Origin of the sequence: Neorhizobium tunisiense (assembly GCF_039631515.1) — a bacterium.
Classification (GTDB): Bacteria; Pseudomonadota; Alphaproteobacteria; order Rhizobiales; family Rhizobiaceae; genus Neorhizobium.
In genome coordinates, this window is record NZ_JBDIUU010000013.1 from 91144 (window position 1) to 102926 (window position 11783).

The following is an 11783-nucleotide window of genomic DNA, read 5'->3' on the forward strand; positions in this document are numbered from 1 at the left end:
ATGTCGTTCGCGGATCAGGCCGACCGGACACTGGAACTTCTCGCCCTGACGCCGGGCTGGCACCGGCTCAAGGAACTCCGTGAGGATTGCGATGACGAGACGGTCGCGGCGATCCTCGGCGAGGCGGCAAATTTTGCCGAAGGGATGCTGGCGCCACTGAACGCGGTCGGCGACCGGATGGGCGCACGGGTCGTTGATGGCCGGGTGAAGACGCCGGACGGGTTTGCCGACGCTTTCCGGCAGTATGCTGAAGCGGGCTGGCTCGGCATGGATATTCCGGAAAAATTCGGCGGCCAGGGCGTTCCTCTCACATTGCATGCCGCCTGCTCCCCCTTGTTCGAGCGTGGCTGTGTGGCGCTGATGATGGCCGCCGGCTCGACACGGGCGGCAGCCCATCTTCTGGCGGAGGCCGCCGACGAGACGACCGCGAAGGAATGGGTGCCGAAACTCACCGCCGGCGAATGGGCGGCGACGATCTGCATTTCCGAGCCGGAAGCGGGCTCGGATGTCGGCCGGCTGCGCACAAAAGCCGAATTGCGCGACGGCGAATGGCTGATCACCGGCCAGAAAATCTGGATTTCGTTCGGCGACCACGACATGGCGGAGCGCATCGGCCATTGCCTGCTCGCCCGCACCAACGGAGAGCCGGGCACGCGCGGCATCAGCCTGTTTCTGGTGCCGAACCTCATCGATGGCAAGCCGAACGGCGTTTCGGTCGATAGGATCGAGGAGAAAATGGGCCTGCATGGCTCGCCCACCTGCGCCATGCGGTTCGACGATGCCAAGGGCATCCTGCTCGGCCGGGAAGGTCGCGGGCTGCCGCAGCTTTTCACCATGATCGAGCTGATGCGCCTGCTCACCGGTTGCCAGGGGCTTGGCATTGCGTCCGCCGCCGCCGATATCGCCGAGGACTATGCCAGGGAGCGCCGCCAGGGCGGACGGCCGGACCAGCCGCCGGTGCCGATCTCGACCCATCCGGATGTGCAGCGCCAGCTATATGAAATCCGCAGCTCCACCGAAATCCTGCGCGCCGCCATTCTCGAACTTGCCACGACCATGGATATCGCCCGGCTGGAGCCCGAATCCGGGCTGGAGGATTTCACCGGCTGGATGCTGCCGCTGATCAAGAATTTTGGCGCGGCGGCGGGGTTCGAGACGGCGACGGCGGCGATCCAGGTGCTTGGCGGTGTCGGCTACACTCGCGACTGGCCGCTCGAACAATATCTGCGCGATGCCCGCATCATGACCATCTATGAAGGTACGACGGGCATGCAGGCGCTGGATTTCCTGACCCGCCGCCTCTGGCGAGACGAGGGGCGAGGGCTCGCGCTTTTCCTCGAGAAGGCGCGCGACGAGATCGACGCTTATATCGCCGAACACCCGGCGGAATCGGAACAGGCTCTCATGGTCCTGGATGGGTTCGAGCGCTTGAGCGGGCGGATAACGGCGCTTCAGAGCGATCCGGATGCCGCCCTCTACCGCGCCGACAGCTATATGCGGGCCGCCTGGTCGGCCGTGTCCATATGGATGGCATTGCGCATCTCGGAAACCGATGCGGTCGGGAAACTCGCTGCGGAATTCGATTTCCACTGCGCCCGCTGCGGCTGATCCATCGAGGGCGATCAATCAAATAGGACGCCGGCTATGGAACGCGGCGGGAGTTGCGGAACCGCGGAAAATATGTGCGTGATACCGGTCAGGATTTTTTCTCGAAACGAGAAAGACAGTGAACATACTTCTCGACATCGGTGCCTTCCTGGCAACCGCCCGCGCCGGCAGTTTTTCCGCCGCTGGCCGTGACCTGGGCGTCGCGACCTCGGTCATCACCAAGCGGGTCAAGCGGCTCGAAGAGCATCTGAACACCCAGCTTTTCGTGCGCACCACAAGGCGATTGGCCCTGACGCTCGACGGTGAGCGGCTGAGGCCGCGTCTGCAGCTTCTGGTCGGCGAGATCGAGGAGACGCTGGCGACGCCGAATACCCACGAACTGGGGCTGACCGGTTCGCTGCGCATCAAGGCGCCGACGACGCTGACCTCGATGTTCTTCGGCGATATCTGCGCCGCGTTCCAGGCCGCCAATCCGCGGGTGAAGATGGAGATCGTGCTGATCGACCGCTCGGTCAATCCGCTGGAAGAAGGGTTCGACGTGGCGATCGGCGCCCTGCCGCAATCCTACGCCTACGTGATCGATCATCCACTTTGTCCCTATCCGCGGGTGCTGTGCGCGTCGCGAGGTTATCTGGCGGGCCGCAAGCGGCCGAAGACGCCCACCGAACTCGTCGGCCACGAATGCATCACCTTCCACACGATCGGCACAACCTGGACCTTCCAGATGGAAACGAGCACGCTCAACGTGGAGATCACTTCGAATTTCACGGCCAACGATAGCCGGGTCCTGCTCGCCGCTGCCCGGCAGGGATTGGGCCTGGCGATCCTGCCGAGGTTCCTCGCTCGGTCGGATCTCGATAGCGGCGCGCTTGAAGAGGTGATGCCGGAGTTTCCGGTCGAGCCGCTCTGGGTGAAGGCCTCGGTGCCGAGGATCAAGATGAACAAGGTCGTGGTGTCGGAGTTCGTATCCTACGTGCAGAAACGGTTCGCGGAAGGGGTGCCGGATCAGGTCATTCCGATGTTCTGAGAAGACCTCCGAGCGTGTCGGAAGCTTTCCGCGTCCGGGTCCGCCGTTCTGTCTGACGCCAAGCCGCGTGGATTTCCGGCCGTTACCTTTCTCGAAACAAGAAAGCTGATCGCATCACTTGCCGGGTTCAAGGCGAGGCGGCTTGGGTTACCATCAGTACCAAAGCGCCGGGAGGGCGCGGCATTGGAATGGGAGGCTTCGATGGCGGAAACGCTGAGCAGGGAAACGCGGATCGTCCGGCGCGAGAAGTCGGCCCCGTTCCGCAAGCTCAAGGCGGATATCTGCGTCGTCGGCGCCGGCATTGCCGGGATTTCGGCCGCACTCGAAGCTGCCCGGCTCGGGCGCAAGGTGGTGATCGTCGATGGTCAGGCGGCGCTCGGCGGGCAGGCCGTCAACTCGATCATCGCCACCTTCTGCGGCCTGTTCTCGAACGGCACGCACGGTTATCAGTTCACCTATGGCGTCGCCGACAAGCTGCTCGCCCATCTGGAATCCCAGGACCGGTCGATCTATTACCGCCACGGGCCGAACACGACAGTCGTCTATTACGACGAAGTCGTCCTCGGTCGCTGGATGGAGCAGAGCGTGTTGGAAGCCGGCATCGAGGTCGTGCTCGGCGCGCAGATTCTCGACGTACATGTCGAAGGCCGCCGCGTCGTGCAGACCGATTTCATGACCCGCTATGGCGGTGTCTCGATCGAGGCGACCGGCTGGGTCGAGGCGAGCGGCGACGCCGCACTCGTGTGGCAGGCAGGCTTCGCCTGCCGGCAGCCGGAAAAGGGCGGCGTTTTCGGCACCCAGATGGTGGTGCTGGAAAACATCGACGAAGCCAGGCAGCCGACCCGCTACGAGATCGGCGACCGGATGAAGGAAAAGGCGACAAGCTACGGCCTGCTGCGGCGCGAAGGCCTGGGCTTCACCATTCCCGGTCGCGGCATCGCCGCCATGAACATGACGCATGTGGAAACCCCGCTCGACCCGGTCGAGGCGTCCCGGAAGGCGCTCGAAGGCAAGGATCAGGCGGCCCGCGCCGTGGAGTTCCTGAAAGCGGAATTCCCGGACTGTTTCGGCAATGCCCGGATCCGTTCCTTCGGCCTGCCGGGCATCCGCCAGACCCGCTGGATCGCCGGCAGCCATCACCTGACCGTCGATGAGATCAAGGCCGGTACCAGGTTCGACGATGCCATTGCCCGCACCGCCTGGCCGATCGAACTGCATGACCATGGCGATGGCCATCACTGGATCACCTTCGACGAAGAGCATGCCCATTACATCCCGCTCGGCAGCCTGACGCCGGACGAATGCGACAATATTGCCGCCGCCGGCCGCTGCGTCGATGCGGATTCGGCGGCGCTTTCGAGCATCCGCGTCATGGGGCCTTGCATCGCCATGGGCATGGCCGCCGCCAACGCGCTCGACCTTGCCGGCACCGGCAGCGTGCACCAGGTCGATCTTGCAGCATTGCGCGAAAGAGTTTCCGACAACGTCGAAAAGAAGCATTATCGGTGGGCCAACGCGGAAACGCGCGCTGCGTCGTGAGGAGGGTCCGATGAATCTGACAGATCACGAAAAGGCCATGTATGACGGCGAGCACGGCCGCGCCAAGGCGCGCGCCATGGACCTGCTCGTCCGTTACGGCGAGGCGCTCGGCGCCGAACGGCTGGTCGAGACCAACAATGTCGCCGGCGCCTTCAACGCCTCGACCCCCTCGGTACAGGCGATTGCCGAAAAAGGCATGGAACACGTCTATTCCGAACTGAACCTCGACAGCGACGAAGTGGTCGAGGTGCCGCACATGGTGGCGCATACCTGCCAGCTGATCACCGGCATCGACAACGACAATTGGGAACTGCAGGGCGTCGACAAGTCGCTGGTCGACATGCAGCGCGCCAACGAGAAATACCTGGGGCGGCGCGGCGTCAACATGTTCGCCACCTGCACGCCTTATCAGGTCGGCAACGTGCCGGTGAAGGGCGAACACTGCGCCTGGATGGAATCGTCGGCCGTCATCTACTGCAATTCGGTTCTCGGCGCTCGCACCAATGTCGAGGGCAAGGAAAGCACCGGCGCGGCGGCACTCACCGGCCGCATTCCCTACTGGGGTTTCCACATCACTGAAAACCGCCGGGGCACCCATCTGGTCGAGCTCGATATCGAGGTCGACGACATGATGGATTGGGGCCTGCTCGGTTATTACATCGGCGAGGTGATCGGCGAGGAGATCCCGGTGCTGAAGCGCACCGGCCGCCAGCCCGACCTGATCAAGCTCAAGCACTTTGGTGCCGCCGCCGCGTCGTCCGGCGGGGTCGAGATGTACCATATTCCCGGCATCACGCCGGAAGCGGATTCGATCGAGGAAGCCTTCGGCGGCCGCAAGGTCAAGGGCACGTTCCGCTACGGCGCCAAGGAGCGCCGCGAGACCTACGAGAAGCTTCAGAGCTCGACCGAGAAAAAGGTCGATTTCATCATGCTCGGCTGTCCGCACAATTCCATCGACCAGATGGCGCTGATCGCCCACATGCTGGAGAACAAAAAGATCCATTCGGATGTGCAGCTCTGGGTGCATACGCCGCGTGCGATCAAACAGGTCGCCGAGCGCAACGGTTATATCGACGTCATCCGCGAGGCAGGCGGGGTCGTCATGAGCGACACCTGTCCCGCCATTTCCCGACGCCTGCCGGCTGGCACCAAGGTCATTGCCACCGATTCCGCCAAGCAGGCGCATTACCTGCCGGCGATCACCGGCGTGCAGGGCTGGTTCGGCTCGGTCAGCGATTGCGTCGATGCGGCCCTGACCGGCCAGTGGAACGGGAGGGTCTGATGGATATCGCGACCGAAGCAAGACCCGAAATCATCGAACTCAGGGGCCGCAAGGTCGTGGCAGGCCGCGCCGAGGGCGAGGCGCTCGTCACCACCGAGACCATCTCCGGCTGGGGCGGCATCAACGAACGCACCGGCACGGTCATCGAGCGCCGGCACGAAATGCGCGGCGTTTCCTTCGCGGGCAAGATTCTCGTTTTCCCCGGCGCGAAGGGCTCGTCCGGCTGGTCGGCCTATTTCCACATGACGCGCCTGAACGGCGTCCAGCCGGCGGCGATGATCTTCACGCGGATGACCACCAAGATCGCGCTCGGCGCCGTCGTCACCCGCGTCCCGGCGATCACCGAGCTGGACCAGGACCCGCTTTCGGTGATCGAGACCGGTGATTGGGTCGTGGTCGATGCCGATGCCGGCACGGTGACCGTGACCAAGAAATCCCTCAAGTGATGGCAGGCACGCACTCGACGGCGGTGCCGATAGCCGACTATAACGTCCGCCATCACAGATGGGAGGATGAAGCATGTCGAAAGTAGCAATCGTAACCGGCGCGGGCTCGGGCGTTGGCAGGGCCGTCGCCACCGGGCTTCTGAATGCAGGCTATCGGACCGTGCTTGCCGGCCGGCGTGAGAGCGAGCTGCGGGGTACGGCGGAACTGGCCGGCGGGCAGTCGCTTGTCGTGCCGACGGATGTCACCGATCCGGCCGCCGTGGAGGCCTTGTTTGCCGCGACGCAAGAGGCCTATGGCCGCCTTGATCTTCTGTTCAACAATGCCGGACGCGGCACCCCCGCCATTCCGATCGACGAATTGCCGCTTGAAACCTGGCGGGCTGTCATCGATCTCAACCTCAACGGCGCCTTCTATTGCGCCCGTGCGGCCTTCGGAATGATGCGGCGGCAGAACCCGGGCGGCGGACGGATCATCAACAATGGTTCGATCTCGGCCCATGTGCCGCGCCCGTACCAGGCCGCCTACACCGCCACCAAACACGCCATCACCGGCCTGACGCGCCAGATCGCGCTCGATGGGCGGGCGCTCAACATCGTCTGCGGCCAGGTGGATATCGGTAATGCCGACACTCCGATGACGGTGCGGATGAAGGAAGGCGCATTGCAGCCCGACCTGACCACCGCGGTGGAGCCGGTCATGGATACGAAGCACGTGGCCGATGCGGTGCTTTACATGGATGGGTTGCCTCTGGAGGCCAATGTCCTGTTCATGACGGTGATGGCGAACGGGATGCCTTACGCCGGCCGCGGCTGAGAACAGCCGCCAGGGCGCCTTGATCTCGCCCGGAAACTCGGCCAGCGTCAGAAAATAACCGGAAGGAACACTCCATGCAGCAGGCACTGGTGCTCGAGAAAAAAGGCGTCCTCGCATTGCGGGAGATCGATCTTCCGACCGAGGTCGGGCCGGGCGACGTGAAGATCGCCATCGACACGGTCGGTGTCTGCGGCAGCGACGTCCATTATTACACCCACGGCGCTATCGGTCCCTTTGTCCTGCGCGAGCCGATGGTGCTCGGCCACGAAGCAGCCGGAATCGTCGTCGAAATCGGCAGCGAGGTGAAGACCTTGAAGGTCGGCGACCGCGTCTGCATGGAACCCGGCGTGCCGAACCTTTCCTCGCGCGCCTCCAAGCTCGGCCTCTACAACGTCGATCCGGACGTCCGTTTCTGGGCCACGCCGCCGATCCACGGCGTGCTGACGCCCGAAGTCATCCACCCGGCGGCCTTCACCTACAAGCTGCCGGACAACGTTTCCTTTGCCGAAGGAGCGATGGTCGAGCCGTTTGCGATCGGCATGCAGGCCGCCAGCCGCGCCCGCATCCAGCCCGGCGATGTCGCGGCGGTGATCGGTGCCGGCCCGATCGGCATCATGGTGGCTTTGGCGGCCCTTGCCGGCGGCTGCGCCCGCGTCTTCATCTCGGACCTCAGCCCCGACAAGCTGAAGATCGCCGGCCAGTACCCGGGCATCATCCCCGTCAACATCACCGAACGACCGTTTGCCGAGGTCATCGCCGAAGCGACCGGCGGCTGGGGCGCGGATGTCGTGTTTGAGGCGAGCGGCAGCCCGAGGGCCTATCAGGGCATGCTCGATCTGGTGCGGCCGGGCGGTGCCTTCGTGCTGGTCGGCCTGCCGGTCGAGCCGGTGCCTTTGGACGTCTCGAGCGCCATCTCCAAGGAAGTTCGCTTTGAGACGGTGTTCCGCTACGCCAACATCTTCGACCGGGCGCTGGAACTGATCGCGTCCGGCAAGGTCGACCTGAAGCCGCTGATCACCGGCGTCTTCGATTTCAAGGATTCGATCACGGCCTTCGAGCGTGCCGCAGCCGGACATCCCTCGGACGTCAAGCTGCAGATCGTCCTGAACGGCAAGGCCTGATCAGGCGGCGCGGACGAAGCGTTTCGAAAGCGAGGCCGGCTTGTGGAGCGGCACGCGGCGGAGCATTTCGAGCGCGAACAGGCGGGCGTTCTGCCGGGCCTTGTCGAGATTGCTGATGCGGTTTTCGTCCATCGTGTAGAGCGTGCCGCCGAGATCGAAGATATCGCGGAAGGCGGCGCGTTCGATGATCGGCGTATCGAGCACTTCGACCTTGCGCTCGGCAAGCAGCATCTTCACCGCGAGCAGGGCCCGGGTGGTGACCATCGAGTTGACGCGGGTCAGCACGACCGAGTGCGGCACGCGCAGATTGGCCTTTTCTTCGAGATAGCGCAGCAGTTCGAGCACGTTTGCACCGCCCTGGGCATCCATGGCGCAGCCCTGGATCGGGATCAGCACGTGGTCCGAAAGGCCGATCGCCTTGGCGAGCAGCGGGCTTTGGGCGCCTGGCAGGTCGAGGACGAAATAATCGGTCTTGTGGCGGTTCTCGGAAATATGCCGGTCGATCGAAGCCTGCGTCACGTAGGAAATGACGTTGAGCTTGTCGTTGTGCGGCGAGAGCATGTGCCAGCGGGTAATCCAGTATTGCGGATCGGCGTCGAGGATGGTGACGCGGTAGCCTTGCTCAACGAGTTCGGTTGCAAGAAGGAGTACAGCGGTGGTCTTGCCCGCTCCGCCCTTGGTGTTGGCAAAGGTAATGACTGGCATCTTGGGTCCCTGTCCGGCTACGAGCATAAGATTGCTCTCTCACCGCACCCTCATGATGCGTTGGCCCATTCTTGCCAAACATGGTTAACGAGACGTGAAAAATCCGTTGCCAGATCTTACCGCCGACGATCGGCGGCGAGGATTTCCCGGGCGATCTGTTCGAGCGAAACGACCTTGTCCACGCCGCCATGGGCGATGGCTTCCTTGGGCATGCCGAACACTACCGACGACGCTTCGTCCTGGGCCACCGTATAGGCGCCCGCCTGGTGCATCTCGTTCATGCCGCGGGCGCCGTCGTCGCCCATGCCGGTCATGATCACGCCCATCGCGTTGCCGCCAGCCGAGCGGGCGGCGGACCGGAACAACACATCGACGGAAGGGCGATGGCGGCTGACGAGCGGACCCGAGCGGATCGAGACCTCGTAACGCGCGCCGCGCCGTTCGAGCAGCATATGCTTGTCGCCGGGGGCGATCAGTACATGGCCACGCAGTACGGGATCGCCGTCGGCGGCTTCCTTGACCTCGACTTCGCAGAGGCTGTTGAGGCGTTTGGCGAAGGCGGCGGTGAATTTTTCCGGCATGTGCTGGACGATGACCATGCCCGGGGAATTGGCCGGCATGGCTTCGAGAAGCTCGCGCAGCGCCTCGGTTCCGCCGGTCGAGGCGCCGACGCAGACGACCATTTCGGTAGTCTTCGCCATGGCTCCGGCCCTGGGAGGCGGAAGCACCGCATCGGCCGTCAGCTTGGCCGTCGTGCCACCTTCGCCAATGCGCGACGGGCGCAGCCGGCCGACGCGGGCGCGTGCTGCTCCCTTGACGGCAGTGCGGATCCGCTCGCCGGATTCGGCAAGATGGTCGGCCGCGCCGATCTTCGGCTTCAGGATGATATCGACTGCGCCTGCTTCCAGCGCCTGCATCAGCGTTTCCGAGCCCGTTTCGGTCAGCGACGAGCACATCACCACCGGGATGGGATGCTGGGACATCAGCTTGCGCAGGAAGGTGATACCGTCCATCTGCGGCATTTCCACATCGAGCGTAATGACGTCGGGGATTTCCTCACGCAGCTTTCGCGCCGCCATGAAGGGATCGCTGGCCGCTCCTATGACTTCGATTTCCGGATCGGCCGACAGGACGGCTGTCAGCGTCTGGCGGACGCTGGCGGAGTCATCGATGATCAGAACTCGGATTTTGCCGCTCATGGTTCATATCCGTTTGAACACAGTATTTGCCACCTGCCGGATCGGCAGATCGAAGCCGGTCACGGTTTCCGAATGACCGATGAACAGATAACCTCCGGGAAGCAGGGCTTCGCAAAGGCGGGACAGCACATGCTGCTGGGTCGGCTTGTCGAAATAGATCAGCACGTTGCGGCAGAAGATCATGTGCATCGGATCGCCGATGGGATAGGCGTTGTCCATCAGGTTCAGCCGGGCGAAACCGACGCGCGAGCGCAGTTTCGGTGAAATCCGCACTTCCTGCCGCCGGCTGTCGGACGAACGCATGACATATTTGTTCATCATGTTGGGCGGAACGGGTGCCAGGAGATCGCTCTGGTAGATGCCGCGTTGGGCTTTGTGCAGGACGTCGGTCGAAAGGTCGGTCGCGAGCACGAAATAGTCCCGTTCCGGCGTCGACGTACTCAGAAATTCCGAAAGCACCATCGCCATCGTATAGGGTTCGGCGCCCGTCGAGCAGGCCGAACTCCAGGTGCGGATGCGCCTGTCGGCGTAGCTTTTCAAGATGTCCGGCAATGCCGTCTGCATCATGTAGTCGAAATGCTTGGGCTCGCGGAAGAAATCGGTCTTGTTGGTGGTCACCGCATCGATGAGGAAGATCGATTCGGCCTCGATACCTCCGTGCTTGAAGAGGTAGTCGCAATAACTGTCGAAAGTCGGCATCGCAGTGACGCGCAGGCGCCGGCGAAGCCGTCCTTCGAGCATGGTCATCTTGCTGTGCGGCATCTTGATGCCGCTATAGTCGTAGATGTACTTCGAAAGCAGATCGAAGTTGCGCTTGCTCAGCCGGTCATCGAGCGGCTGGCTCCTCATTGCTGCACTCACGCGCATGCCCCCGTACAAGAACCTATTCGGTTATGCGAATTCCATCATGCGACCTGGGACTGCGGCCCAACATCGGCGAGCGCCGACCCGGAATCCGAAAACAGCCTTGCAAGGTCGACAACGACAACGAAGCCGCTCTCGCGGCGCACCACGCCGGCGATATAGTCGGAGCGCCAGCGCACCCCGATATCCGGCGCCGTCTCGATCTGTTCCTTGCGGAACGGCACCACTTCGAAGACCCGGTCTGCGACAAGGCCGAGCACCAGGACGCGATCGGCGACCGGCACGTCGAGCACCAGGATGCGCGTATGCGGCGTCCTGACCGTCTTCGTCAGGCCGAGGCGAAGACGAAGGTCGATCACCGGCACGCCCTGCCCGCGCACATCGCGCAGGCCGAGCAGATATTCCGGGCCGTGCGGGATCTTGAACGGCTCCTCGTGGTCGAGGATCTCGCGGACCACCTCGACGGGGACCGCGAAAATCTCATCACCGAGGCTGAAGGTTACGAACTGGGATTCGGAGGATATGCCTGCCATTATGCGCTCTCCCTGAAATCGTCATCGTCCGCGTCCGGGCCACCCATCGACAGGTCGAGGGCAAAACCTTTCACGCGGGCCTGTTGTGCGTTGACTGAATGACCGGCCGAATAGGCCTTAGGCGCCGGCTGGGGTCTGGATTTGGCCGGTGCGGGCTTGGCGGCCGGAACCGGCTGGCTCCGCTGCTTGGATCCGGCCCGATCTACCTTGAAGAATGCAATCGAGGCCTGCAGCTCTTCAGCCTGCGAGGCGAGTTCTTCCGAGGTCGCCGACATCTCTTCCGAGGCACCGGCATTCTGCTGGGTCACCTTGTCGAGCTGCTGGATCGCTTCGTTGATCTGGCTGGCGCCGATATCCTGCTCGCGGCAGGCAGCCGAGATTTCCGAGACCAGTTCGGCGGTCTTCTGGATGTCCGGCACCAGCTTGTTGAGCATTTCGCCCGCTTCCGTCGCAACCTGTACGGTATCGCCGGAAAGTGCGCTGATTTCCGCCGCGGCAGCCTGGGACCGTTCGGCAAGCTTGCGGACTTCCGAGGCGACGACCGCAAAGCCCTTGCCGTGTTCGCCGGCACGGGCGGCTTCCACCGCGGCGTTCAGGGCGAGAAGGTCGGTCTGGCGGGCGATTTCCTGGACGATCGAGATCTTC

General features: G+C 63.5%; 12 protein-coding genes. 7 read left to right on the forward strand and 5 right to left on the reverse strand.

All coding sequences use genetic code 11. The annotated features are described in order from the left end of the window. The 7 genes from ABCW43_RS28375 (at position 1) to ABCW43_RS28405 (ending at position 7837) form a co-directional block, all read left to right on the forward strand. Positions 1-1608 (forward strand): acyl-CoA dehydrogenase family protein, encoded by a 1608-nt coding sequence (locus tag ABCW43_RS28375; RefSeq protein ID WP_345930680.1) that lies wholly within the window; start codon positions 1-3, stop codon positions 1606-1608. A gap of 118 nt (positions 1609-1726) precedes the next feature. Beyond that, entirely contained in the window at positions 1727-2635 is a 909-nt protein-coding gene (locus ABCW43_RS28380) for a LysR family transcriptional regulator (RefSeq protein WP_345930681.1), read from the forward strand. Positions 2636-2836: 201 nt separating this feature from the next. Next, a complete protein-coding gene (locus ABCW43_RS28385; RefSeq protein WP_345930682.1) occupies positions 2837-4174 on the forward strand; it encodes an FAD-dependent oxidoreductase in 1338 nt (445 codons plus the stop codon). Between the two features lie 10 nt (positions 4175-4184). Next, on the forward strand, positions 4185-5456 hold the full coding sequence (locus ABCW43_RS28390) for an aconitase X (RefSeq protein ID WP_345930683.1): 1272 nt from the start codon (positions 4185-4187) through the stop codon (positions 5454-5456). Beyond that, positions 5456-5902 (forward strand): aconitase X swivel domain-containing protein, encoded by a 447-nt coding sequence (locus ABCW43_RS28395; protein WP_345930684.1) that lies wholly within the window; start codon positions 5456-5458, stop codon positions 5900-5902. Before ABCW43_RS28390 ends, ABCW43_RS28395 begins: the two co-directional genes overlap by 1 nt. Positions 5903-5975: 73 nt before the next feature. Then, positions 5976-6716: an SDR family oxidoreductase gene (locus ABCW43_RS28400; protein ID WP_345930685.1), complete on the forward strand. Its 741-nt coding sequence runs from the start codon at positions 5976-5978 to the stop codon at positions 6714-6716. 74 nt (positions 6717-6790) lie between these two features. Beyond that, positions 6791-7837 (forward strand): NAD(P)-dependent alcohol dehydrogenase, encoded by a 1047-nt coding sequence (locus ABCW43_RS28405; RefSeq protein WP_345930686.1) that lies wholly within the window; start codon positions 6791-6793, stop codon positions 7835-7837. Here ABCW43_RS28405 and ABCW43_RS28410 read toward each other — a convergent pair whose 3' ends face one another. The 5 genes from ABCW43_RS28410 to ABCW43_RS28430 all read right to left on the reverse strand — a co-directional run. Further along, positions 7838-8542: an AAA family ATPase gene (locus ABCW43_RS28410; protein WP_046602809.1), complete on the reverse strand. Its 705-nt coding sequence runs from the start codon at positions 8540-8542 to the stop codon at positions 7838-7840. Positions 8543-8658: 116 nt separating this feature from the next. Continuing rightward, the gene (locus ABCW43_RS28415; protein ID WP_345930687.1) at positions 8659-9741 is read right to left on the reverse strand and encodes a protein-glutamate methylesterase/protein-glutamine glutaminase; all 1083 of its coding nucleotides are present in this window, start codon (positions 9739-9741) and stop codon (positions 8659-8661) included. A gap of 3 nt (positions 9742-9744) precedes the next feature. Continuing rightward, a complete protein-coding gene (locus ABCW43_RS28420; protein ID WP_345930688.1) occupies positions 9745-10608 on the reverse strand; it encodes a CheR family methyltransferase in 864 nt (287 codons plus the stop codon). A 38-nt stretch (positions 10609-10646) separates the two neighbouring features. Then, positions 10647-11138, reverse strand: coding sequence for a chemotaxis protein CheW (locus tag ABCW43_RS28425; protein WP_345930689.1), 492 nt, complete (start codon positions 11136-11138; stop codon positions 10647-10649). Further along, positions 11138-11783 (reverse strand): methyl-accepting chemotaxis protein (locus tag ABCW43_RS28430; RefSeq protein WP_345930690.1); only part of this gene is annotated, 646 nt, incomplete at its 5' end. The genes ABCW43_RS28430 and ABCW43_RS28425, both read right to left, overlap by 1 nt.